The organism is Microbulbifer litoralis (genome assembly GCF_023634065.1).
Lineage (GTDB): Bacteria > Pseudomonadota > Gammaproteobacteria > Pseudomonadales > Cellvibrionaceae > Microbulbifer > Microbulbifer litoralis.
In genome coordinates, this window is the sequence record NZ_JALKCV010000001.1 from 727,360 (window position 1) to 752,246 (window position 24,887).

At 61.8% G+C, this 24,887-nt stretch carries 22 protein-coding genes; 9 read left to right on the forward strand and 13 right to left on the reverse strand.

All coding sequences use genetic code 11. The features are described 5' to 3' along the window. Window positions 1-16: 16 nt before the first annotated feature. The 6 genes from MWN76_RS02920 to MWN76_RS02945 all read right to left on the reverse strand — a co-directional run bounded on the left by MWN76_RS02920 (window position 17) and on the right by MWN76_RS02945 (window position 4,834). Window positions 17-799 (reverse strand): heme ABC transporter ATP-binding protein, encoded by a 783-nt coding sequence (locus MWN76_RS02920; protein ID WP_250459187.1) that lies wholly within the window; start codon window positions 797-799, stop codon window positions 17-19. Further along, a complete protein-coding gene (locus MWN76_RS02925) occupies window positions 796-1,842 on the reverse strand; it encodes a FecCD family ABC transporter permease (protein WP_250459339.1) in 1,047 nt (348 codons plus the stop codon). Before MWN76_RS02925 ends, MWN76_RS02920 begins: the two co-directional genes overlap by 4 nt. 203 nt (window positions 1,843-2,045) lie before the next feature. After that, window positions 2,046-2,927 carry a heme/hemin ABC transporter substrate-binding protein gene (locus MWN76_RS02930; protein WP_250459189.1) on the reverse strand — a complete coding sequence of 294 codons (882 nt, stop codon included), beginning with the start codon at window positions 2,925-2,927 and terminating at the stop codon, window positions 2,046-2,048. A 67-nt stretch (window positions 2,928-2,994) separates the two neighbouring features. Beyond that, on the reverse strand, window positions 2,995-3,432 hold the full coding sequence (locus tag MWN76_RS02935) for an ExbD/TolR family protein (protein WP_250459191.1): 438 nt from the start codon (window positions 3,430-3,432) through the stop codon (window positions 2,995-2,997). 1 nt (window position 3,433) lies between these two features. After that, the gene (locus MWN76_RS02940; RefSeq protein ID WP_250459193.1) at window positions 3,434-4,102 is read right to left on the reverse strand and encodes a MotA/TolQ/ExbB proton channel family protein; all 669 of its coding nucleotides are present in this window, start codon (window positions 4,100-4,102) and stop codon (window positions 3,434-3,436) included. 39 nt (window positions 4,103-4,141) lie between these two features. Then, window positions 4,142-4,834 (reverse strand): TonB family protein, encoded by a 693-nt coding sequence (locus MWN76_RS02945; protein WP_250459195.1) that lies wholly within the window; start codon window positions 4,832-4,834, stop codon window positions 4,142-4,144. A gap of 343 nt (window positions 4,835-5,177) precedes the next feature. Between MWN76_RS02945 and MWN76_RS02950 the strand changes: the two genes are divergently transcribed. The 4 genes from MWN76_RS02950 (at window position 5,178) to MWN76_RS02965 (ending at window position 8,977) form a co-directional block, all read left to right on the forward strand. Continuing rightward, complete coding sequence (locus tag MWN76_RS02950) at window positions 5,178-7,220, forward strand: TonB-dependent hemoglobin/transferrin/lactoferrin family receptor (protein ID WP_250459197.1); 2,043 nt, start codon at window positions 5,178-5,180, stop codon at window positions 7,218-7,220. An 87-nt stretch (window positions 7,221-7,307) separates the two neighbouring features. After that, on the forward strand, window positions 7,308-7,820 hold the full coding sequence (hutX, locus tag MWN76_RS02955; protein WP_250459199.1) for a heme utilization cystosolic carrier protein HutX: 513 nt from the start codon (window positions 7,308-7,310) through the stop codon (window positions 7,818-7,820). 8 nt (window positions 7,821-7,828) lie between these two features. Further along, a complete protein-coding gene (locus MWN76_RS02960; protein WP_250459201.1) occupies window positions 7,829-8,389 on the forward strand; it encodes a HugZ family pyridoxamine 5'-phosphate oxidase in 561 nt (186 codons plus the stop codon). 186 nt (window positions 8,390-8,575) lie between these two features. Next, a complete protein-coding gene (locus tag MWN76_RS02965; RefSeq protein ID WP_250459202.1) occupies window positions 8,576-8,977 on the forward strand; it encodes a hypothetical protein in 402 nt (133 codons plus the stop codon). A 36-nt stretch (window positions 8,978-9,013) separates the two neighbouring features. Here the strand turns inward: MWN76_RS02965 and MWN76_RS20890 are convergent, their stop codons facing one another. The 3 genes from MWN76_RS20890 to MWN76_RS02975 all read right to left on the reverse strand — a co-directional run bounded on the left by MWN76_RS20890 (window position 9,014) and on the right by MWN76_RS02975 (window position 11,605). Beyond that, window positions 9,014-9,148 (reverse strand): hypothetical protein, encoded by a 135-nt coding sequence (locus MWN76_RS20890; RefSeq protein WP_284500011.1) that lies wholly within the window; start codon window positions 9,146-9,148, stop codon window positions 9,014-9,016. A gap of 19 nt (window positions 9,149-9,167) precedes the next feature. Continuing rightward, entirely contained in the window at window positions 9,168-10,073 is a 906-nt protein-coding gene (gene mmsB, locus MWN76_RS02970) for a 3-hydroxyisobutyrate dehydrogenase (RefSeq protein ID WP_345780046.1), read from the reverse strand. Between the two features lie 413 nt (window positions 10,074-10,486). Beyond that, window positions 10,487-11,605, reverse strand: coding sequence for an enoyl-CoA hydratase/isomerase family protein (locus MWN76_RS02975; RefSeq protein ID WP_250459205.1), 1,119 nt, complete (start codon window positions 11,603-11,605; stop codon window positions 10,487-10,489). A gap of 218 nt (window positions 11,606-11,823) precedes the next feature. Here MWN76_RS02975 and ettA point away from each other — a divergent pair, with 218 nt between their 5' ends. The 3 genes from ettA to MWN76_RS02990 all read left to right on the forward strand — a co-directional run bounded on the left by ettA (window position 11,824) and on the right by MWN76_RS02990 (window position 15,419). After that, window positions 11,824-13,488: an energy-dependent translational throttle protein EttA gene (gene ettA / locus MWN76_RS02980; protein ID WP_250459206.1), complete on the forward strand. Its 1,665-nt coding sequence runs from the start codon at window positions 11,824-11,826 to the stop codon at window positions 13,486-13,488. 133 nt (window positions 13,489-13,621) lie between these two features. After that, the gene (locus tag MWN76_RS02985; protein ID WP_250459208.1) at window positions 13,622-14,431 is read left to right on the forward strand and encodes an MOSC domain-containing protein; all 810 of its coding nucleotides are present in this window, start codon (window positions 13,622-13,624) and stop codon (window positions 14,429-14,431) included. 10 nt (window positions 14,432-14,441) lie between these two features. Then, window positions 14,442-15,419, forward strand: coding sequence for a questin oxidase family protein (locus MWN76_RS02990; RefSeq protein WP_250459209.1), 978 nt, complete (start codon window positions 14,442-14,444; stop codon window positions 15,417-15,419). A 135-nt stretch (window positions 15,420-15,554) separates the two neighbouring features. Here MWN76_RS02990 and MWN76_RS02995 read toward each other — a convergent pair whose 3' ends face one another. Then, window positions 15,555-18,536 (reverse strand): TonB-dependent receptor, encoded by a 2,982-nt coding sequence (locus MWN76_RS02995; RefSeq protein WP_250459210.1) that lies wholly within the window; start codon window positions 18,534-18,536, stop codon window positions 15,555-15,557. A 310-nt stretch (window positions 18,537-18,846) separates the two neighbouring features. Between MWN76_RS02995 and MWN76_RS03000 the strand changes: the two genes are divergently transcribed. After that, window positions 18,847-19,395, forward strand: coding sequence for a thioredoxin family protein (locus MWN76_RS03000; protein WP_250459211.1), 549 nt, complete (start codon window positions 18,847-18,849; stop codon window positions 19,393-19,395). Between the two features lie 82 nt (window positions 19,396-19,477). On the opposite strand, the gene MWN76_RS03005 is transcribed toward MWN76_RS03000, so the two are convergent. Then, complete coding sequence (locus MWN76_RS03005) at window positions 19,478-20,179, reverse strand: glutamine amidotransferase-related protein (RefSeq protein WP_250459212.1); 702 nt, start codon at window positions 20,177-20,179, stop codon at window positions 19,478-19,480. 169 nt (window positions 20,180-20,348) lie between these two features. On the opposite strand from MWN76_RS03005, the gene MWN76_RS03010 reads away from it, so the two are divergent. Continuing rightward, window positions 20,349-21,083: an OmpW/AlkL family protein gene (locus MWN76_RS03010; protein ID WP_250459213.1), complete on the forward strand. Its 735-nt coding sequence runs from the start codon at window positions 20,349-20,351 to the stop codon at window positions 21,081-21,083. 13 nt (window positions 21,084-21,096) lie between these two features. Here MWN76_RS03010 and MWN76_RS03015 read toward each other — a convergent pair whose 3' ends face one another. After that, window positions 21,097-22,977, reverse strand: a complete 1,881-nt coding sequence (locus tag MWN76_RS03015) for an AMP-binding protein (RefSeq protein WP_250459214.1) — start codon at window positions 22,975-22,977, stop codon at window positions 21,097-21,099. A 102-nt stretch (window positions 22,978-23,079) separates the two neighbouring features. Continuing rightward, window positions 23,080-24,747: an amidohydrolase gene (locus tag MWN76_RS03020; protein ID WP_250459215.1), complete on the reverse strand. Its 1,668-nt coding sequence runs from the start codon at window positions 24,745-24,747 to the stop codon at window positions 23,080-23,082. Between the last annotated feature and the right edge of the window lie 140 nt (window positions 24,748-24,887).

The window sequence follows — 24,887 nt, forward strand, 5'->3', positions numbered from 1 at the left end:
AGAACAGTTACCGGGGTCACAGTAGTGCGTGGTAATCGCCGCAGGGAAGTATCCGACCCCGGTAGCCGTAGATTTGTTCCACCAGCTCCGGCTGGATCAGTTCCGCCGGCGGGCCGTCGCCACGCACTGCGCCCTCGCTCAGCATCACCACGCGATCGGCGTAGCGGGCCGCCAGGTTCAGGTCGTGCAGCACCACCAACACGGCGGTATTGTCGGCGGCCACCTCCCGCGCCAGTTGCAGTACCTGGTGCTGGTGCCGGAGGTCCAGCGCCGAGGTGGGCTCGTCCAGCAACAGGATTTTCTCCGTTCCGGGGTCCGCCAGCGTCAGCTGCGCCAGCACCCGCGCCAGTTGTACCCGCTGCTTTTCGCCGCCGGACAGGCTCGGGAAGAGCCGCTCGCGCAGGTGCCAGACATCGGCGCGCCGCAGGCAGTGCTGCACCCGCTCACGCTGCTCGGCCCGCGACAGGCTGCCGGGGCCGAAGCCCAGGCGCACCACTTCCTCGCAGGTAAAGGCGAAGGTCAGGCTGGAGTGTTGCGGCAACACGCCGAAGCGCTGCGCCAGCCGGCGGCGGATCTCGGTGCTGCGGTCCCAGTCCGCCAGCGGCCAGTTGAACAGGTGCACGGCGCCGCCACACTCCTGTTCGCCGGCGATCGCGCGCAGCAGCGAGGTCTTGCCGCAGCCGTTGGGTCCCAGCAGCGCCGTCAGTTTTCCACAACAGAAGGACAGGTTGATATTGTCCAGCAGCCGGCGGCGCGGAAACTCGATGGAGACTTGTTCGATTTCGATGACCGGTTTCATTGGAAAATCTGCCGACGCTGTTGCCACAACAGGAACATAAAGAAAGGCGCCCCGAGAATCGCGGTCAGGATGCCCACCGGCATCTCCGCCGGCGCCACCAGCGTGCGCGCAATCACATCGGCAATCACCAGCAGCAGCCCGCCGGCGAGCACACTGTAGGGCAGCAGGCGCACATGGTCCGGGCCCCGCAACAGCCGCACCGCGTGCGGTACCACCAGGCCGATAAAACCGATCATGCCGGCGGCCGACACCGCCGCTCCCATGGCCAGCGCGGTCAATACAATCAGCATGCGCTTCAAGCGCGCCACATCCACCCCCAGGTGACGCGCCTCCGCCTCCCCCAGCAGCAGCGCATTCAGCGCCTCCGCCCGGCGCCAGAGCAATACACCGGTGGGCACCAGCACCAGCGCCGCCACTGCAACCGCCGTCCAGTTGGCACCGGCCAGCGAACCCAACTGCCACATGGCCAGGTCGCGCAGGGCGCGATCGTCGGCGATATAGTTCAATAGACCGATGGCGGCGCCGGCCAGCGCATTGATGGCGACGCCGGCCAGCAGCATCATCACCACGGATTTGCCGCGATCGCCGAGCCGGTAGACCAGCCAGGTGGTAAAGGCGCCACCGGCACTGGCGAACAGCGGCAGCAACAACCAGTGCACTTTCGCCAGCAGGCCGCCGGCAAATGCCGTCAGCGCACCGCCCAGCACCAGGACCACGGCCGCGCCCACACCGGCGCCGGCGGATACGCCGATAATGCCCGGATCCGCCAGCGGGTTGCGAAACATACCCTGCATGACCGCGCCGCACAGGCCGAGAATACCGCCGACGATCAGGCCCAGCAGCAGCCGCGGCAGGCGGATCTCCCCCATGACCAGCGCGTACTGCTCCGGCACCTCGACACTACCGGGCCAGCCCCAGGCGGCCAGCGCCGCGAACAGGTCGCGCCAGCCGATGGAAATGGCCCCGACCGCCAGCGACAGGCCGCTACCCACCAACAGCAGGAGCAGCAGCGACGGCAGCAGTGTGCGATCGTTAATGCGCATTTCCACGTGGGGATACCTCGTTTAGGTTCGGGACTCGGGACTCGGGACTCGAAAAGAATAGCGAAGTCAGATGCAAAGGCCCTGCTGCCGGGGGAGGTTTGCGGGACTGTCTGCGAGAGGGACCTCGCGGACAAGCCTACAGGGACGTATTCACGGCGTGTCCCGCAAACCTCCCCCGGTAGCAGGGCCGCCACCGCTTTCGCTTACCGGCTGGCAGCGGCAGGAGTTGTCTCCCCGGAAAACAACCGGTTGATTCTTTTTGCCTCCTGCAGACTTGCCAGACCGATGCCGCCGAGCAGCGCATAGCCGTCCACCTCGGCAAAAGCCTTCCTCTCGCCTGCCGGGGTCAGCTTCAACAGCGGCAGCCATTCCAGCAGCGCGGCGCCCTCTTTCAACTGCTGTGCCTGATCTGAAGAATAGAAGATCCAGTCCGGGCGCAGCTTCAGCAGCGCCTCGTCGGTCAGCGTCTTGTAGCCGGAAAAATCCACCGCGTTCTGTCCGCCGGACAGCCGAATCAGGCTGTGCGGACTGGTGTCGGCGCCGGCCACCTTGATGCCGCGACCGCTCTGCGCGCGCACAAACAGCACCCGCGGTTTTTCCGGCAGCGATGCGACCGATTTTTTCAGCGCGGCCAGGTCTGCGCGCGCCCCGGCGGCCACCTCGCCGGCCGGCTTCTCCAGCACCCCGGCGAGGTGCTCGATATTGCCCAGCAGCTCCTCGCCGTTGCGCGCCTCCGGCAGTTTGACCACCGCCACACCGGAACTGTGCAGCAACTCCAGGGTACTGGCCGGTCCCATATGCTCGCCGCCGATCAACAGTTCCGGGCGCTGCGCCAGCAGCCCCTCCGGCGGCAGCTGGCGGTAGTAGCCCACCACCGGCAAGCGGCGGAAATCCTCCGGCAGGCGCGTGGAGGAATCCACCGCGACCAGGTTGTCGCCCACGCCGAGCGCCAACGCCAGTTCGGTGACCGCGTGGCCGGCGCTGACGATGCGCTGCGGCGTTTCGGCACAGGCGCCGACCGCGGCGAGCGCGAGGCCCGCAGCGGCAAACAGTTTTTTCAGTGACAGCGAGCGAGAGGATTTCATAGGGAGTTTCATAGGGAGTGCGATAGAGAGTCTCATGGGAAATTCCAGCATCGGATTTATTGTGTTGTCAGGGCCTGGCGCCGCCCGGCTGCAGCGCAATCTCCGCAACCGCGACACCTTCTTTCTGCAGCAACGCGAACAGATCCAGCATCCGCTGCACCGGCACATCGCGATCGCTGGCCAGCGCCACCGGCCGCTGCCGCGCCTCGCGCAGTTCTGCCAACAGTGCGCGCTCGAACTCGCCGCGATCGCTGAAGCCCCTGTCGCCCAGGCCCCATTGATAGGGACCACCGGCCGGCAGGGAAACGGTGAGCGGATCCGCCGGCAGCTGTTCGCTGACGCTGTCGTTGCCGGGCAACGCCATCGGCAGCGACACCAGGCGCATATTGGCCGTCAGCAACAGGAACACCAGCACGATAAAAATGATATCCAGCAGCGGCGTCAGGTCCGGTGCCATCTGGGCGACGGAAAATGACTGGCGGGACTGTCGGGAAACATCGATCACATCAGGCCGCCTTTACAAAACTTGCCTCGCGCCGGCCGGCGCAGGGATCCAGCCCCTCCAGCCACAGGTTGCCGCGGTTGAACAGGTGCTCCAGGTCGGCGACGATGCGATCGCTCCAGATACCCAGCAGGTGCGCGCCGCCGATCGCCGGCAGCGCAATCAGCAGGCCCGCCGCCGTCGTCGACAGTGCCATACCCAGGCCATCCGCCAGCAGCGCCGGCGTCACCGGCGCATCGCTGGTACTGAGACCGGCGAACATATCGATCAGGCCCAGCACCGTGCCCAACAGCCCCATCAGCGGGCTCAGGATGCCGATCACCATCAGCAGGCGCAGGCCGCTGTGCAGCCGGCGGCGGCGGTCCTGCAGCCAGACCGCGGCCACTTCCTCGCGCTGATTTTTTTCCGCGTCGGCGTGCCGCAATAACAGCGCGGTGGCGCGGCTGGCGAGGCCGCGTTCGCCGTCACACTGCTGCGCCAGTTCGGGCAGGCCCCCGGCGCCGGCGCGCTGCAGCCGGCACATGGATTTTTCGATGCCCCGATGGCCGGTCGACAGCAGCAGCACAACGCGCTCCAGCAGCAGTGCCAGGGCCAGCGCGGAAACCAGCAATAGCGGCCAGGCCATGGGGCCCAGTTGGGCGAAGAGTTGCGGCCAGGATTGGTTGTTCAGCATGTCAATCTCGATTGTTACTTTGAAGCGCCTCTGCCCGGCTCACAGCGTAAACCGGATCGGCAACTGCACCCGCGACTGGCGCGGGCGGCCGTTTTCCCGGTAGGGCAGGAAGCGCCAGTCTTCCACCGCCGCCAGCGCCGCCCTGTCGAGGCTGTCGACGCCGGAGGACCGCAGCACTTCCCTGGCCACCTGTTCGCCGCGGCGACCCAGTTGAACCTCGATTACCACCGTGCCCTGCTGCCGTCGCTGGCGCGCCAGGCTCGGGTATGCCGGCGGGTGTGGCGGGCTGGCGAAAGCGGGCCTGTCAACCAGTACCGGCTCTTCGCCGGCGCCGATTTCCGGAGCCGTCGCGGCCGGGGCTGCGGTCTCTGCCGATACTTTGTCTTCGTCTTCGGTCTTCTTCTCGGTTGCCGTTTCCGCCTGCGCGATTGCCGCCGGCTCGCGGCTGGCCGACGGCTCGGGTGCTCTCCCGGGCGGAGCCTTTTCCGCGATTTTTTCCGAAACCTGCGGCTTGGGCGGTGTCGGCGGTGGAATTCGCGCTTCCGCTTTTTGCGATTCCGCGGCGCTCATCTCCATAGCCTGCTGCGTCTCCGCGCTGCTCAGGCGCAACTGGCCGAGAGACAGCGCGACCTTCCCGGCAGGCGCGCGGATCGCGGTCGCGGGGGCTGCCCACAGCAGCCAGCCGTGCAGCACAAAAGACAACAACAGCATTGCCGCCAGTCTTTTATTCACCTGTCACCTTTTCACCTCTCGCCCTGCCGATATCGCCCATCCAGTCAGAATCCTCTCCCCGCCCGGGGCGACTGCCTCCACTTCCTGGCAATCAACGTCAGTGACGCCCGGCGAAGCTGGCACAAGATTAGCAATTTGACCATCTAATATCAAATGATAACAATTCGTATTTACAATACAGTTAACAGAAACTACCATTCCCACCCACTGCGCAGCGCTACCCGACTCAAAAGCCAGAAAACTGGAAAAACCGCAGACGGGCAACAGCCATAAAACAGCTCACTTTTTAAACAGGGCAAACGACTCGTATCCACACGAAATCATCACAAAGGGGGACCTGATCATGGGTCTGCAGATCAAACCGCTGGCCGCGGCCATCCTCGCGCTCGGCGCCACTCCCACAATCGCACAACAGGACAATACGAACGGCGAACAGCCGGTTATCCAGTTCGGTGAAACGGTGGTGGCCGCCGAGCGCAATCCCGCCGCCACCGAAAAAGAACCGGGCACAGTGGTCGTCGACCGCGTGCAACTCGAGGAGCAGCAACCGGAGTCCGTCGCCCAGGTACTGAAATACGAGCCGAATATCGACGTGGTCGGCGGCCCGCGCTACAGCAGCCAGTCTCCCAGTATTCGCGGCCTCGGCGGCGTGCGTGTGCTGCAGACCATCGACGGCGCGCGCCAGAACTTCAACTCCGGCCACCGCGGCACCTACCAGATGGACCCGGAACTGCTGAAGCAGGTGGAAGTAAAAAAAGGGCCGGCCAGCAGCCTGTGGGGCTCCGGCGCCATCGGCGGCGTCGTCGCACAGAGCACCAAGAGCGCGCGCGACCTGCTGCGCGACGGCCGGGCCGTCGGCGGCTACCTCAAGGAAGAGCTGGGCACCAACGGCGATTCCACCGAGACCAGTGCCGCGGTCTACGGTGAATCCGGCAGTCTCGATTACCTGCTCAATGCCAGTGTCTCCGACCACGACAATCTGGAAATCGGCGGCGGCGACGAACTCGAGGACAGCGCCAGCGAAAACACCGCCCTGCTGGCCAGGGCCGGCTGGCAACTGGCCGAAAACCAGCGACTGGATATCTCCCTGCGCCACAACAATCGCGAGGAAAATGCGCCGTCCAATCCCGGTTCAAATGTGGGCACCAGCTCGCCGCTGGTGGAGCGCGATAGTACTGACCGCAACCTGACGGCGAACTACCTGCTACAGGCATTCGAAGGCAGGCACACCAGCAAACTCACCGTCTATCGCAACGAAACCCGCTTCGACGAGTTTCGCCCCACCATGGGCGAGGGCGGCCAGCGCGACGACACCGAGGTGGAGACCACCGGTATCGCCATCAACAACGCCACCGACGGCCTCGGCGCCCAGTGGATCTACGGGCTCGACTGGTACCGGGATGATGTGAACACCGTCCGCGACGGCGAAAACCGCCCGGCCGACCTGGACGCGGAAACCGACACCCTAGGCCTCTACACGCGCGCGGACTTCGCCATCGGCGAGCACCTGACGCTGACCCCGGGGCTGCGCTACGACCGCTACGAGGCCGAAAGCGCCGAACTGCAGGGCTCCGCCCGCGACGACAGCGCGGTATCGCCCTCCTTCGCCGCCGCGCTGCAGACCGCCGACTGGATGACCCTGACCGCCAGCTACGCCGAGGCCTTCCGCGCACCGGGCGTGGAGGAGATGTACACCGAGGGCACCCACTTCTGCTACGGCGATTTCGGTTTCGGCCCGATCTGCAACACCTTCCTGCCCAACCCGGACCTGGAAGCGGAAGAGGCGCAAAACACCGAACTGCGCGCCGACCTGCAGTTTGCCGGCCTGTGGAACAGCGGCGACCAGTTGAGCGCCAGCGCCGCGGTTTTCCGCAACCGGGTGGACAACTTTATCGAGCAGCTCACGGTCAACCCGCACCCGAGCTTCTTCTTCCCGATGAACACTACCTACCAGAATGTGGAAGAGGCGGAACTGGAGGGCTTCGAGCTGGCCGCCAACTACCTGGTTGGCGACCTGGAGCTGGGACTCAGCTACGGCCAGACCGAGGGCAAAGACCTGGGCGACGACAGCTACCTGAGCAATATCCCGGCGGACAAATGGGTGCTGGATATCGGCCACTATTTCCTGCAGCGCGACCTGAAAACCGGCCTGCGCGCCACCCGCGCCAGCGCCCAGGAACAGCTGCCGGAAAGCGAGACCCGCGAGTTCGACGGCTACACCCTGGCCGACGCCTACGTCACCTGGGAGCCGGCCACCGGCGCCGCCCGGGGCCTGAAACTGGGGCTGGCACTGGACAACCTGACCGACGAGGAGTACCGGGTGGCCTTCCAGGAACTGACTATGCCGGGCCGCAACATCAAACTGTCGGCCAGCTACAGTTTCTAAACGATTCTCCCGTAGGAGCGCTGGGCCGCACTCGGCTGGGCCGCACCCGGCCACTCTTACAAAAGGCATTCGTTCGCGAGAGGAAAAATGCAACAACGAATTCAACAACTGCTGGAAAGCGCGCCCGGCCATACGCTGGAACAGATGGCGAAACAACTCGACACCAGTGTGCGCGACATCATCGCCGCCCTGCCCGGCGAGATGGCCGCGCTCGCCGACAGCGAACAACTGTGGGCGCTGATCGGCGAATTGCCGGACTGGGGCAGGGTCACCGTGATCGTGCAGAACGAGGGCTCGGTATTCGAGTTCAAGGGCGACTTCCCCAAGGGGACTGTCGCCCACGGCTACTACAACTTCATGCACCACAAGAACCCGTTCCACGGCCACCTGCTGGTGGACGGCCTGGCGGAAGTGGCATTTGTCAGCAAACCCCACCGCGGCGCCGAGAGCCACTCGCTGGTATTCCTGTCGCCGGCCGGCAACTGCGTATTCAAGGTTTTTCTCGGCCGGGATGAGGAACGCAGGCTGATTCCGGAGCAGGTGGAAAAATTCACGCAACGAAAACAACAGCTGGCCCGGACCAGCGCAACAGATTCCTAGGGGAAACCATGTCGGAAGAAAACAGCCAACAACCGCCGGAGCAGAAAACCGATGAAGGGGCGGAACTGGTGGCCGAGGTGCGCAACTTCATCGCCTCGCGCAAACTGCTCAACCTCGCCAGCCTGACCGCCGGCGGCCACCCCCACGCCAGTACCGCGCCCTTCCTGGCAGCGGACGGCAACTTCTACCTTTTTATCAGCGATCTGTCGGAACACGCCACCAACCTCAAGGGCGACAGCCGCGCATCGGTGATATTCAACGCCGATGAGAGCGACACCAGGCAGCCGTTTGCGCGCCTGCGCGTCACCTTCAACGTAGAGGCGGGTGTCGTCGGGCGCGACGACCCCCTGTGGCAGCGCCGTATCGAGCAGATGGGAGAAAAGTTCGGCCCGGTAGTCGATCACCTGAAGGACCTGGAGGACTTTCACCTGTTCGAACTGAAACCCAGCGGCGGCCGCTACGTGAAAGGCTTCGGCAGGGCCTATGCGCTGGAGGGCCTGGAAAGGCAGGTGGCGCTGCACCTGAAGGACGGCCACAGAACAAAGGGCGACCTGCGCGACGCCGGCTGACAGATACCCGGGCGCCATCTGGCGCCCCTTTTTTTGGCGCCAGCTTCCCCTTGGCACCCCCTTCCCCACTGAAACAAAATTGTCACCGCTTCTTCATCCATCGCCGCTATCTTGATTTCCCGTTTGCACCACATCCACGAAATCAGCCGCAAACGACCATAATCACCATAAAAGGGGGATCTCCATATGCGCACTGCCATTCCGTTACTTTCCGCTCTCCTTGTGTCTGCCTGCAGCAATATGGAAACGGCGCAGCAGGTCACCATCAGCGGTACCGTGATCGAGAGCGACGGCAAGTTCTATCTGCAGGACAGTGACTCCCGATACCACCTGAACGCCATGCCGCAACTGCAGTACCGGGATTACCTGGGCCGGGAACTGGTGATCCGCGGCGAGGTGCCGGCCGAATGCGCCCAGGCCTGGCAGGATGCCGTGGTCCAGGTGGGTGACAATGCAGAACTGGTCGACTGGGAGAAAGTGGACTGGTCGCCCTGTATCGCGCCACAGCGGATCAAGCTGGTTACTACCGAGGGGCCGGAGCTGGTTTACGATTGGGAGAAAATCGACCTTGAGGACTACTACTTCTGACTCGCGGGCAGTTGCGGACCCGCATGTGGCCAACAATCATTCGTCACCATCGTAGCTGCAGTGGGTACCGGTCAGCTCGCTGAGCGCCATCAGGTCGAGAATTTCCACCGCCCGTCCGTTTCGGCGAAAGAGGTTAAGCGTTGTGCCGGCGGCCCCCTTGATCCAGGTCAACCGGGGATGCCGCCGGTTGTCAGTCGCCCGCCGGGCGCCGGAACAGGTTCTGGATACTGGAGAAATCCAGCGCGCGATTGTCGTCGTCACCGCCGTGCAGCTGGTACAGGTTTTTCGCCAGGGCCCCCAGCGGGGTCGACGAGGCGCTGCCGGCGGCGGTATCCATCGCCAGCCCCAGGTCTTTCAGCATCAGCGCCACGGAGAAACCGCCGCTGTAATCCCGCGACGCCGGTACCCCGTCCATCACGCCGGGATAGGGATTGTACTTTTCCAGTGACCAGTTGCCGCCGGAGCTGGCCTTCATGATGTCCGACAGCACTTTCGGGTCCAGGCCATTGTCCACCCCCAGTTGCAGCGCCTCGGATGTGCCGATCATATGGATCGCCAACAGCATGTTGTTGCAGATCTTGGCCATCTGGCCGGCGCCGGCAGGGCCGGCGTGGAAGATATTGGCCCCCATCGCCTCGAGCACCGGGCGCGCCGCGTCGACATCGGCGGCCTCGCCACCGCACATAAACGAAAGCGAACCCGCCGCGGCCGCCGCCGTGCCGCCGGAGACGGGCGCGTCGATCGCGCGTATGCCCCGCTCGCCGGCGGCGGCGATCAGTTGGCGCGCGTCGTTGGCGGCGATGGTGGAGGAGTCGATCACCAGAGTGCTGGTATCCAGCGCCTGCAACAGGCCGCGCGCGCCCAGGTAGAGGCCCTTGACGGCATCGCCGCTGGGCAGCATCGAAATGACTGCGTCGGCGCCCTGTGCCGCCTGTTGTGCACTGTCGGCACGCGTGCAGCCATTCTCCACAGCCTGCGCCAGGGCCGATTCCGACGGATCGAAAGCGGTGACCGAAAAGCCCGCTTTGACCAGGTTGGCGGCCATGGGGCCGCCCATATTGCCGAGGCCCAGAAAGGCGATTTTTTTCATGATGATCTCCCTGTTTTTATTGTTGATATCCGTTGGTTGATTGGTCGGGGTTGTGTGTCAGCGCATCTCCGCGGTCGTCACCGGCGTTTGTCTTCGCCCTTGCGGCATGGCCCCGTGGGCCTAGTGCTTGTTAGCCAGCTCAGTGGCGGCGCTGCTACCGATAGCGGTTTCCCAGACACGCTGTCTATACATCCCTGTACGCTCTAATCGACATCCCTGTCTCATAAGGTCTGGGAAACCGCTATCGGTATCAGCGCCTTCGCATCGACACTGGAGTTCTATTTGACTATCTGGCTCGTTCGAAAAGAATACCGAGGCCGATACGAAGGCCCTGATGCCGGGAGCAGGGGCGCCACTGAGTTCACTTACGATACCCAATTCCGAAGCCACAACAACAAGGGCGAACACAAGGTTCGCCCCTACAGGTCCTCCAGTGGATTCTCGGGCCAGGGGGCGGCGAAACACGCCTCCACCTCCTCAGCGGAAATGTCCTCCAATGAGGCCGGCTGCCAGTGGGGATTGCGATCCTTGTCGATCAGCAGCGCGCGCACGCCCTCTTTGAAATGCCCGCTGGCACAGACATTGACCGCCAGCTCCAGCTCCATGCGGAATACATCGGCCAGTGACAGATGGCGGCTGCGACGCATCTGCTCCCAGACGATCCAGGGGGTCAGCGGAGAGCCGGTGGCGAGAGTCGTTGCCGCCTTCTGCAGCCACTTGTCGTCGCCGCCGTAGTTGCGGATGCTGCGGCAGACCTCCGGCAGGGTGGCGCCATCGGTGAGTTCCTGGATCCGGTCAAAATGCTCGCGCACCGTCGATACCGGGCGCTCGTCCCGCGGCAGCTCCAGCCGTTTCAGACACCGGCTCACCTGCCGGTGATTGCGCTCACTGTCGGCGAAGAACTCCAGGCCGTCCAGTTCCGCCAGCACCGATTCGCGCCGCCCGTTTGGCAACATGCGGTCCGCCATGCCGGTAAACAGCGCATCGCTGCCGTTGAACTGGGCCCCGGTCAGGCCCAGGAAGAGGCCGGTGCGGCCGGGCATACGGTTCAGGAACCAGCTGCCGCCCACATCCGGAAACAGGCCGATGGTCACCTCGGGCATCGCCATGCGCGTGGTCTCGGTGACGATGCGGTGACTGGCGCCCGCCATGATGCCGATGCCGCCGCCCATAACGATGCCGCCGCCCCAGACGATGACGGGTTTCGGGTAGGTGTGAATCCGGTAATCGAGACGGTATTCGCGGGAGAAGAAACCGGTGGCCAGCTCCAGCTCCGGCTTGGCCCCCTGTTGCAGCTGCTCGTAGCCGGGCGCCTCGCGGTAGAGCGCGACCACGTCGCCACCGGCGCAGAAGCCCTTGTCGCCACTGCCGTCGATCCAGACGCAGGCCACGCTGTCGTCCCCGGCCCAGTCGTCCAGTTGCCGGTCCAACAGGTCGATCATCTCCAGGTTGAGCGCGTTCAGTGCCTTCGGCAGGTTGAGCGTAGCGGTGGCCACGGCGCCGCGGCGGTCGAAGAGTACGGGGGAATCCTGGTCCATCTGTGTGCTTGTTCTGCTGCGAATGACGCAATGCAGTTAAACACAGATCCGGCGGGGCGTCAGCCGGGATAGCAGGGGTCATAGCGCGCTGCGGTCGGGGCAAACACAAGCTCCGCTCATGAAGTACAGCCACACCCCCGGCCGGTTGCACTTTTCCCGTAAACTGATAAGTTGCGCGCAAATTCTGACCGATTCTGAACAGTTTACGGGAACCCTGAATGGCCGAATACGTATACACCATGAACCGCGTGGGCAAAGTGGTGCCGCCCAAGCGCGAGATCCTCAAGGATATCTCCCTGTCCTTCTTCCCTGGCGCCAAGATCGGCGTGCTGGGCCTGAACGGCGCCGGTAAGTCCACGCTGCTGCGCATCATGGCCGGCATCGACCAGGACTATAACGGCGAGGCCCGCGCCATGCCGGGTATCAAGGTGGGCTACCTGCCCCAGGAGCCGCAACTGGATCCGGCCAAGAACGTGCGCGGCAATGTCGAGGACGGCGTGCGCGAGGCCATCGACGCCATGGCCGGCCTGGAGCAGGTCTACGCCGACTACGCCGAGCCGGACGCGGACTTCGATGCGCTGGCCAAGAAGCAGCAGCAGTACGAGGACATTATCCAGGCCTGGGACGGACACAACCTGGAACACCGCCTGGAAGTGGCCGCCGACGCCCTGCGCCTGCCGCCCTGGGATGCGGACGTGAACAACCTGTCCGGCGGTGAGAAGCGCCGCGTGGCCCTGTGCCGCCTGCTGCTGTCGCGCCCGGACATGCTGCTGCTGGACGAGCCCACCAACCACCTGGACGCCGAGAGTGTCTACTGGCTGGAGCGATTCCTGCACGACTTCACCGGCACCGTGGTGGCCATTACCCACGATCGCTATTTCCTCGACAATGTCGCCGGCTGGATCCTGGAACTGGACCGCGGCCACGGCATCCCCTGGGAGGGCAACTACACCTCCTGGCTGGAGCAGAAGGAAAACCGCCTGGAGCAGGAACAGAAATCCGAGCAGGCGCGCATGAAGTCGATGAAGAAAGAACTGGAGTGGGCACGCCAGAACCCCAAGGGCCGCCAGTCCAAGAACAAGGCCCGCCTGTCGCGCCTGGAGGAGATGCAGTCGCAGGAATTCCAGGCCCGCAACGAGACCAACGAGATCTACATTCCGCCGGGCGAGCGCCTGGGCGACAACGTGATCGAGTTCGACGGTGTCAGCAAGGGCTTCAACGACCGCCTGCTGGTGGAGAACCTGTCGTTCCGCGTACCCAAGGGCGCGATCGTGGGCATCGTCGGCGGCAACGGCGCGGGCAAGTCCACCCTGTTCCGCATGATCAACGGCACTGAACAGCCGGACAGCGGCGAGATCCAGATCGGCGAGACAGTGCAGGTGGCCTACGTCGAACAGGGTCGTGAGAACCTGGACGACAACAAGACCGTCTGGGAAGCCATCTCCGACGGCCACGACATGCTGAAGATCAACAACTACGAAGTGGGCTCACGCAACTACGTCGGCCGCTTCAACTTCAAGGGCTCCGACCAGCAGAAGCGCGTGGGCGAGCTGTCCGGTGGTGAACGCGGCCGCCTGCACCTGGCTTACACCCTCAAACAGGGCGCCAATGTGCTACTGCTGGATGAACCCTCCAACGACCTGGATATCGAGACACTGCGCGCGCTGGAAGAAGCGCTGCTGAACTTCCCCGGCTGCGCGCTGGTGATCTCGCACGACCGCTGGTTCCTGGACCGCGTCGCCACCCATATCCTCGCCTACGAGGGCGACAGCGAGGCGGTGTTCTTCGAGGGCAACTACACCGAGTACCACGAGGACTTTATCCAGCGCAAAGGCGAGGACGCCACGCCGCACCGGATGCAGTACAAAAAACTCAAAACCTGATACAACGAAGCCCGCACAAGCGGGCTTTTTTGTGTGCCGGAAGCGCCGGGCTGTTTCTTCGAGCGCTGAAGGCCCCGCCCCGTCTTGCGGACCACAGGTCCACCCAACAGAACGATGAACAGCAGAAGCGACCATGCACATCTCCGCCCTCTACCACTTCCCCATCAAATCCCTGCAGGGCCACCCCTGTGACTCCCTAACACTGGATCGCTTCGGTGCTGCCGGCGACCGGCGCTGGATGCTGGTGGACCCTGACAGCCAGTTCGTCACCCAGCGCCGCCTGCGCGCCATGGCGCGCCTCAAGGCCACCAATATCGACGGTGGCGTGCGCATCGAGAATGACCGCGGCGACCGGATCGAGATCGACCAGCCCGGACCAGACGCCCCGCGGCGCCAGGTCACCGTCTGGAACGATACCGTGACCGCCAGCGATGCGGGCGAAGGCGCCGCAACCTGGCTTAGTGAGCAATTGCAAACCCCGATACGCCTGGTAGCCATGGGCGACGAATTTCACCGCCCGCTCCGCTCGCCGCGGGACCGGATACAGGTCGGCTTCGCCGATGCCGCACCGCTACTACTGATCGGCCAGGCTTCCCTCGACGACCTGAACGCCCGCCTCGACACCCCGGTATCGATGCTGCGCTTTCGCCCCAACCTGGTGCTCGAAGGCGCCGCCCCCTTCGCCGAGGACGGCTGGACGCAGATCCGCATCCACACCGCCAGCGGCCCACTGGAAATCGAATGTACCCACACCTGTGCCCGCTGCGCCATTCCCGGCCTGGATCCACACACCGGCAAAGCCGGCAAGGAACCCCTGCGCACCCTGGCCCAATACCGGCGCGGCGGCGACGGACAGATCTATTTCGGCGTCAATCTCGCGCCACACCTTAGCGACCCGGCCGGGGTGACCATAAACTTGGGGGATAAAGTCGACGTGGAGTAACCCTCCAATCATGAGCATCACCCGCTATTGCGCAGAATTGCTCGAAGCCGCCAGCCAGTATCACGTCCGCTACGGCGACCGCCTGGCCAATCACCTGCCAATGGTTCTGATTGCACTGGACAAGATGGGCGCCAGCCGGGAGCAGCTACAGCGGGCGTTTGATCGCACCGTTCCGCATCTCGAGCGGCCACCTCTGGCGCCGCCGGACCCGACAATTCCGATCGGGGAATGCCGCAATCGCGAGGACCTTTTCCCCACCGCGCGTCGCTACTACGAAACACAGGTAAAGCAGCACGGCATCGGTGAATGCCTGCGAAGGGAGCTTCCACCCCTGTTGCCGGCCATCGCCGCGGCCGGCTTCCACTGCCTGATCCGCACCGCCTACGGCGTGGACGCCCGCCACCAGGAGGAAGTCGCCACGGGGCTGGCCTACTGGAACCTCGAATACCAGACTCTGCCGGCCAGCGACGAGCGGGTAGCCCTCGCCGCAACAGAAATACTGCCGGAACTGGCGCGCCGCTACCCACTGATCTCACTGGCGCCGGGAAATATCGCCGACCATATGCTCTCCATAACACGGCAGCGTGGCTGGATGGAAACGCCGGTTCAGCCGGAGCAGTTGGGGTTGGAGGATATTGCACGGGTGGCACTTTCGGCCTATCGCGCAACAGGGGATTTCACGCTGCTGCATGGCATAACCGGTTGCCATGCCTTACGCCTGCTGCTACCGCATTGCCCTGAGCCTGAAGCGGCACTGCGATATTTCTGGACTGGGCTCGTCACGGCCTATATGAGTACAGGACCGAAGGAATTCGGCCCTCCAACCAAAAGCGACACCATGCTGGATTGGAAGGAAATCAGAAAAAAGGCTTGCTGTAGCGACGATGATCATAAGATCAAAATCTCCTATAGCTGTCTACAGGAGTTCAGGGTATACGGCATCAAAGATTATCAATATGTAGCAACTCACGCCGTCGGGGATACTTGAGGAACCTCTTCCCGCTGAGCAACCCAAAAAGTTCTCTGCTTCCCGAAAGCAGATTATTTTTCAAGCCAAAAAATCGGGAGGCAAAGCCTCCCGAAATAAATGCTGAAATTTACTCTAATTACCAACTACATCATTTTAGAAAGACATACGAGTTCCAAGATAGAAGCGGCGGGGTTCAACCCACTCGACTGCTTGACCAAAGTCATATACGCCATCGCCATCAGTCAGGTCCTGTTCCCGGATACCGGCCTGGTCGTCAAACACATTGAATATATCCAGGAAGAACTCTGCCTCATAGCCAGCTATCTGATAGGTGTATTTTACGCGGGCATCCAGGGTCCCATAGGAGTCCGCGACATTTGAACCAACGGAGTTCTCATCAACCCATGCCGTCGAGACACCACCGTATTCAAATTGTTCACCTCGGTCAGGCAAGTGGCGCCCTGCGACAGACCAGGTATTACTGTAGCGCAGGCCGGAGTTCCAGTTGTATACGAGCCCCACTTCAATGCCGTTATTAAAGAAGTAGGAACCGGCCGCCTTGAATAGGTGTTCAATATTTCCCGGCTGATCGCCCCACATTCCCGGCGCGCGAGGATCCAACCAGACTACATCGCCCTGGAAGTCGGCGTTGCCGTCAGAGTTAGTGTTACCTTTGGCCTTGTTGTAAGTATAGGAAGCCAGCATCTGCCAGTTGTCACTGCGACGCTTACGGAAGGTAAACTCCAACCCCTTGTATTCACGCTTACCGCCTTTCAATGTCCCGATCGTATAGTTATAACCTTCCGGAACCTCATCCAGACCAAAGTATTCAGGCGGCAGAGTAAAATCTCCCAGCCCTTCCGTATACAATCCAAGGTCGTAGTCTTCCATGATATCCTCGGTTACCCGATCAGTGTAGGTAACTTCGGCACTCATATTGTCGCCGAAGGACATGGAATAACCGAGCAGGATTTCATCTGTATACGGGGTCTTGGTGGCTGGCGCAATAAGAGCATCGCCGGGACCGCGGGTCCGATAAGTCAGCCAATGATCTCCAACAAAAACCTGTTCATCAAGCACATAACCCGTAACAGTTCCCGCAAAGGAAGTCATATCGGTACGAACTGGGTCATAGTAACGGCCGTAGAAACCCCAGACTTTACTACTGCCGTCACCGCCGATGTCATAGGTCACGCCAAATCGAGGAGCAAATTCATAATCGAAAGTAAAGATACTGGAGCCATCACTGGCGAAGTGCTCCCATTCCTCTGCGCGCACACCAGCGTTAATAGTCCACTTATCGTAATTCCAACTATCCTGGATAAAGAACGCATTACCTTTGGTTTTCACCGTGAAAGGTTCGGTTGAGGCCATATTGATTCGATAGACATTAACTGAATCACCAGGATTACCTGCGGAGCTTGAAAAAGCCAGGGCTTCAAGCTCTTTATACTTTTCTATATTTGCTTCTTCATCTTTGTCTATATTGTCAATAGTACCGTTATTATTGGAATCGAATAATTCCAGGTAATAATCTGGATTCGCATCCATCATTGCGCTGATGATTCTCTCATAGTCATCTTCTACAATTTCAACAGATCCGGTCCAGCCACCTCCTGTCAGATCTTCAAGGCTGGCACCGCTATTAGCCATTGCAATGGAGGAGTACTGCGCTCCGTCTCCAGTATAGGAAAAGTCACGCATACGTTCATTTTCCGTATTGGAATAACCAACCTTTATTTCGTGGGAACCCCAGTTTGTATCCAGGAAGTACTCGAAGGTGGCAGCCCATGTATCCCTGTTGCGGAATTGGATGCTGTCCGAGCCATACCCGCCACGGTCCAGATCTGATTTACTCGGATCCCCTCCCAGATATGCAACATCATTTCGAGTAGACTTGTCGGCAGCGAGCGAACTGATCTCCCCTTCATGGCTCGCAGCCTCCAGGGTAAGGAGCATATTGTCCCAGGAGTGGGAGTATTCCAGCTTATAGTTATCACCGCCCAGACTCTGAGCGCGATCTCGGTTGTTCAAGGTGTCGGATTGCCTGGAGCCGCTGATATCGGTCGGGTCGTTGAAGTAGGTAGCTACAAGCTTGTCATTTTCAGTCGCCTGCCAAGTCAGCTTGGCGAACCCCAATTCCTCTTCCCGATTGACTTTGCGCATGAAGTTTCCACTATCAGCATCAAAGACATCGTCCTCCCTCTCTTTTACCTGATAAGAAGTAAAAAACCACAGTTTGTCCCTAATGATCGGACCACCTAATGTAAAGGCGCTATCAAAAGTGGAGAAACTGTTACCATCTACATGCTTGTTATCGGCAACCAGGCCATCGTTCTGGGTGTAGTAATTAACGGAACCATGGAATTCATTACTGCCGGATTTGGTGACCACACGGGAAACCAGGCCCGCGCCACCCTCATATTCCGCTGGCATGCCGCCAGTGAGCACGTGCTGCTCTTGAATAATCTCGGAATTGACATTGGCGCCAAAAGTTCCCGTCACATTATCGGTGACATTGATGTTATCAATATAATAGAAGTTGTCGGTCGAGGAACCGGAAGTGCGGCCTTTGGAGTCCACGGCGTCAGAGTAATTCACACCGGATTTGGAGGACGGATTTCCACCACTGGATGGCTTGGTACCCGGTGCGAGCTGGAGATAAGACTGGTAGTCTCGCCCTGTTGGCAGAGACTCGGTCAGATCCAGCGTAATATCCTGGCCGACAATGGTAGATGTAGAGTCGACCATCTGCACCCGCTGTCCGGTCACTTGCACCTCTTCAATACTGTCTCCGATCGCATTCAACTCATAATTCAATGCAAAGCTTTGACCGGAAACCACAAGTACGTTTTTGTTCTTTATGGGCTGATAACCTTCTCCACTGACTTCAACCTCATACTTGGCTGAGGGATCCAACCCTATCAGCCTGATTTCACCATTTTCGTCGGTCACACCCGTCTTGGTAGTCAAGCTCTCGGGCGTATGGACGTCCACCTCTGCTCCAGAAACAGGGTTGCCCGATGCATCGGTTACCGTGATGCGCAAGGCCCCGGTATCGGCGAATGCAGATCCACAGTAAGCGGTCATACCGATAGTGACTGCCAGCAATCCCCTCTTGAACTTATTTTTCATTATGATTCTCCTATCGAGCTATAGATCCTTGGAACTAAACAGCGCACCAGATATCCAGACGCCATAGTGGAAGTAGCCACCCCCTAGCAACTAATTCCGTTCCCAACACATATTCCTCAACGAACCAAACAGGTTTTGCCTGATATTTTTTTTCTGAAGCTCGTCACATTTCATTAAATTTTAGAGACCTGCCAAACCTGAACTTTATAATCTCTGAATCAGTCAAATCGTATTACTAATAGCGCTTCCAAAACCTAAACGACTGTTTTCATTCATCTTTAACCTACGTCTATTGCACAAAGAGACTCCCATGACCCTAACTCCCTCCAGCATGACACCCCTGATTACATCCATGCCCAGCTTCTCTCTAACCGACCCGATGGGGAGCCTTCATAGAGATACAAACCTTCCTGCCCAACCTGTATTAATTGCCTTCATATGCAACCACTGTCCCTACGTCAGACATATCGCCGACGCCTTTTCGGAGTTCGCGCGTTCGTATTCACAGATGGGATTGACTGTTGTCGCCATAAACAGCAACGACTTCGAAAACTATCCGGAAGACAGCCCCGAACGGATGCGGGAGGAAATAGCCGCCCGGGGCTATACCTTTCCCTATCTTGTGGATGAAACCCAGGAGGTCGCACACGCGTTTGGGGCGGCCTGTACACCGGACTTTTTCCTGTACGACGCCAATCACAGGCTGGTCTATCGCGGGCAGTTCGATGACAGTCGGCCGGGGAATGGTGAACCGGTGAGTGGAAAGGATTTGCGGGCGGCGGTGGATGCGGTTTTGGCGGGCGGGAAGCCCGATGAGGAACAGACACCTTCGGTGGGATGCAATATCAAGTGGAAATAACGTCAGCGCCATCCCTGGCGCCACCCGGCTTTCGAGGCTGATCCCATCTGATCTTGCCGGAGAAAAGGGGAGACCGGAGGGATTACTTGCGCAGGAACTCCAGCATCCAGCGGGCCACGGCACTCTCATGGATATCGTTCTGCAGTGAGGCCAGCCCCTTCGCAACCACTTCTTCACCGAAAGCCTCACGGCGCAGCTCCATCAGGCTGTTGGAGTAGGGCTTGGTAAACTCCGGGTGCGCCTGGAAGGTGAGCATATGGTCGCCGACCTGCATCATCGCCATGGGACAGAAATCGCTGGAGGCCAGCACTTTCGCCCCCGGCGGCACAGCTTCAACCTGATCCTGGTGGCTGACCAGCAGGCTGAACTCGCTCTGCGGCTCGCTCATCCAGGAGGGACTCTCCTGCAGTTCGTAGCTGTGCACACCGACGCCCCAGCCCTTATCGGACTTGCGCGCCTTGCCGCCCAGGGCTTCGGCGATCAGCTGGTGGCCAAAGCAGATGCCGATGGTGGGCTTCCGGGCGCGGTGCAGCTCGCGCACGAAGTCCATCAGCGGGGCAATCCATTCCTTGTCCTCGTAGACCCCGGTCTTGCTGCCGGTAATCAGGTAGGCGTCCACTTCATTGATATCCGCCGGGTAGTGGCCACGCTGCACCTCGTAGGTCACAAACTCCAGGCCCGGGTCCTGGGCGCTCAGCAGGTCTTCGAACATTGCCGGGTACTCGCCGAACTCTCCTACCAGCTCTTTGCGCACGTCGTCGGTTTTCAATACACCTATCTTCATTGTTTTCACCGCTGAATGAATTGACTGCAAGGGGTGCGGATTATCGCATATCCGCTACAGCCCGTCGGCACTGCCGCCGAATACAACCCGCGTCCGCAGTAACAATGCGATAGTGACTAAACTGACAGGATTCAGTCTCAGGGACCCCTTTTCATGGAGCGATACACGGATGAAAGTCGCCACCTTCTTCACGGCCGTACTGGCCATTGTGCTGGTGCCGGCGCAGGTACTGGCCGACTACGAGGAGAGCAGCGTGATCCTGCGTATCGGCGCGGGCTGGGTGAACCCGGATGATGACTCCAACTGGCTGCGCCTCGATGGCACCGAACTCGCCGGTACCCGTGTCTACGTAGACGACGGCGAGAGCGCCACCTTCACCGGGACCTGGCTGTTTGCCGAGCACTGGGGCGTCGGATTGCTGGCGGCCATTCCATTCGAGCACGACCTGGCGGTGTCCGGCCTGCCGGATCCCGCCGGCGGGCCGCCGCTGGGGCGCGTCGACCTGGGCAGCATCGAGCACCTGCCGCCCACCGTCACCATGCAGTGGTTCCCGGCCTGTACCGAATCCCGGGTACAGCCCTACGTGGGCCTGGGCGTCAACTATACCACCTTCATGGACGAGAAGGTCAGCCGCACGGCGAACGACTACTTTGCCGCCACCCTGGGGGCGACGGGCAGGGCGGACCTGGAGCTGGACGACGCCTGGGGGCTGGCCGGGGAACTGGGTGTGGATATCGCCCTCGGCCGCAACAGCCGCTGGCTGGTGAATGCCGCCGTCTGGTACCTGGACCTGGACAGCGACGCCCGGATCCGCTTCCCGGTCGACGGCGGCAGCCGCCGCATCAAAACCGAAGTGGATGTGGATCCCTGGGTCTATTCCGTGGGTATCGGCTACCGCTTCTGACCCCGCCGGATGCTCAAGCGGGCTCCGGCCATTCCAACGCAAGCGGCAGCCGCTCCAGCAACCGCCGCGCTTCGCCAGCCTGGTCAGGATCCACTTTCACCCGCAACAGTGGACTGCCTGCGCGCAGCGCCGCGCTGACATCGGCATCGATATCCGCTGCCGCCAGCAGATCCCGGGCCACCGCCAGCGCCGCCAGCCGCCGCAGTTCCGGTTTGAAGATTTTGCCCACGGCGGTGAGCGGCATTTGCTCGAGCAGGAAGACCCGCTTTGGCACCGCGGCGCGCTCTGCAATCTGCGACTCGGCAAAGGCCAACAGTGTTTTCTCATCGACACCCTGCCCCGCGCGCGGCTGCACGAAGACCACCGGCAATTCACCCGCGCGCGCATCCGGCATGCCCACCGCCACCACTTCGGCCACGGCGGCGTGGCCGCGCAGCGGCTCCTCGATACTCACCGGATCGATATTGTGGCCGCCGCGGATGATCAGGTCCTTGGCGCGGCCGGTGATAAACAGGTGGCCGCCGGCATCCAGGTAGCCGCAGTCGCCGGTATCGAACCAGCGCAGGCCCACCCGGTCGGTGTACCAGGCACCGCGGTTGTCCGCTTCGCGCAGGTAACCCGCAAACAGGTTGGGGCCGCGGACCAGGATGCTGCCCACCTGGCCATCTTCCAGCGGTGAGATTTCGCCAGCGGCCAGGCTGGCCACCTGCAGGCCGGTATAGGGCAGCCGCAACCCGGTGCTGCCGGCGGGCGCGATCTCCGCCGCCGGTGCCGGTGAACCCGGCGCGCGGGCAATCAGGCAACTGCTCTCGGTCATACCGTAGCCCTCGACCACGCGTATGCCGAAGCGGTCCTCGACACGCCGCTTCATCGCCGGCGGCAGCGGCGCCGCGCCACAGCCCAGCTCCCACAGGGACGACAGGTCGAGTCCGTCCGCATCGGCATCCAGCAACAGTCCGAACAGCGTCGGCACCAGCGGCACCACATTGGCGCGGTGCGCCGCCACCAGACGCCAGAAGTTGGCGATCACCGTCGGGGTGCGAAAGCCGGCCGGCGTCAGCTGCACCACCCTATTGCCGTTTACCAGGCTGGCGAGCCCGGCCACCATATTGCCGTAGATATGAAACAGCGGCAGGCCGTTGAACAGCGTATGTCGGGGCAAGCCGGTGATCTCGCGGATCTGCTGGGCGACAAAGGCAAAATTGCCCTGGGTCAGGCGCGCTACCTTCGGCCGGCCGGTGGTGCCCCCGGTGTGGAAGTAGGCCGCGGTATCCGTGCTGGAGGGCAGTTTCCGCAGCGGCAGCGGATCGCACTCCGCCATTGCCGCGCGGTAGTCCAGCACCCGGACGTGCGCCGGAATGCCATCCGCCTCGACCGCCCTGCCCGGCGGACCGATCACCAGCAGCGTTTCCAGCGCCGGGCACTGTTCCAACAGCGCCGGCACCTTAGACCAGAGTTCCGGCGATACCGTGGGCGCACACACCGCCAGGGCCCGCGCACCCGTCTCGTTCAGGATGCCGGCCAGGTGCTCCACTTCCAGCAACGGGTTGAGGGGATTGAGAATACCGCCGCACTGGGCGGCAAAGCCGAGAATGTAGGCCTCGGGAATGACCGGCAGCAGCAACGCCAACACCCGCCCGTCGCCGAAGCCGTTTTGCAGCAACAACTGGCGCGCCTTCAGGACTCGCTCAAGCAGGTCCCGGTACGACAGGGATTGTGGCGCCTCTCCGCACTCGCCGGTCCACAGCATATCCAGCGCGATATCGTCGCCGAAACGCTCCGCCGCCGCCTGGAGCAGCGCCGGAATACTGTCGCGGGGAAACCGCTCGAGCAGCGGTGTCTGTTCAAATGCGCGAATGTCGTCGAGTGTGAAAAGTCGGGTCTTGTCTGTCATCGCTGAACTCGGAATTCTTATTGTGACGACAATGTGGCCCAAGCCCGGGGCCGGCACCATTACCTGTGAGGTAGCCGGCTCGGGCCGGAGAAACCCGACTGTTCAGCGGGCGTAGACCCTCTGCCCCGCCACCCAGGTTTCCAGCACCCGGGTGCGCCAGAGATCCTGCGGGTCCGCGGCGAAAATATCCCGGTCCAGCAACAGGAAATCGGCGGCCTTGCCCGGCGCCAGGTTGCCGATCACCTCTTCCTGGTGGGCCGCATAAGCGGCATCCAGGGTAAAGGCGCGCAGGGCTTCGGCCAGGCGCATTTTCTGCTCGGGCTTCCAGCCTCCCGGGGGCCTGCCTTGTCGGTCCCGGCGGGTTACCGCGGCGTGGATACCGAAGAACGGGTTTACGGGCTCCACCGGAAAATCGGAACCGGCAGCGATGCGCGTGCCGCCATCGAGCAGCGTGCGCCAGGCGTATGCACCCTCGAGCCGCTCCTCTCCCACGCGCTCGGCGGCCATATTCATATCACTGGTGGCGTGAACTGGCTGCATGGAAGCGATCAGGCCCAACGCCCGCAGGCGCGGAATATCTGCCGGATCGAGAATCTGCGCATGCTCGATGCGGTGACGAAACGTTTTTCCATCGGCCTCGCCGGCATATTTTTCGAATTTGTCCAGCACCTGCCGGTTGGCGCGATCGCCAATGGCGTGCACATTGACCTGGAACCCCCGTTCCAGAGCCGCGCGGTAAAAGTGATCGAGCGCTTTATCGCTGTGCAACAGCAACCCGCTGTGGCCGTGCTGGTCGCGATAATCCGCCAGCATCGCGGCGCCACGGCTGCCCAGGGCGCCGTCGGCGACAACCTTGATACTGCGGATAAACAACCGCGATTCCGGCGTGCCGACAATGCCCCTGCCCAACAGTTTGCCGAAATCCCCGCCGCCGGCCATCAGCATCGGGTAGACACGCATCGGGATGGCGTTCTCCGCGGCCAGCGCGCGGTAGGCGGCGTAGGTTTCGCTGTCGATACCGGCGTCGTGCACACTGGTCAACCCGTTGGCCAGTGCCAGTTCAAAAGCTGCGTCCAGCGCCGCGCGCCGATCTTCCATCGAGGGGGCCGGAATCGCCTTTTCCATCAGCGCCATGGCATTGTCGATCAGGATACCGGTGGGCCTGCCGCTGTCGTCGCGCAGGATTTCGCCGCCGGCCGGCGCCTCGGTTTCCCTATCGATCCCGGCCGCCCGCAGGGCCGCAGTATTGGCCCAGCCCGCGTGGCCGTCGATACGCCGCAGCCAGACCGGCTGCGCTATCTCCAGTGCATCCAGGTCAGAGGCGGCGGGCCAGCGGCCGCCGGGCCAGAGTACCTGGTTCCAGCCGCGGCCGGTGATCCAGCTGTCCGCCGGGCGCCGGGCCGCAAACTTTTCCAGGGCTTCCAGCGTATCGGCGAGGCTCCGGTCGCGCAGGTCGATTTCGTTCTGCAGCAAACCCAGCGCACTCATATGGCCGTGGGCGTCGATCAGCCCCGGGATCAGGCCGCGACCGCGGCCGTCGACTTTGCGGGCGTCGGGGTAGCGGTCCGCCAGTTTGTCCGCATCCCCCAATGCCAGGACTTTGCCGTCGTCAAATGCAATGGCCGGGAATGTCTCTACCTTTGCGCCGGGAATATCGCTCTCGACGATATGCGCTCCGCGGACATTGTGCAGCAGCAGGGTTTCACAGGCGGCATTCAGGGGCAGCAGCAGTATTATCAACAGCAGACCTGGGAATTTCCGAATATCCATGAGATCACCTTTTTCTTCTGTCACGCCATTAGAACCCGCTGTCGGCACTGTGCCAACTTTCGAAAAACACCTTTGCAGTACCGAGAATTTCATGCTGATAGTGCGCTTGCGTCCGTATCGCGCTTCCAAAGACGACATCA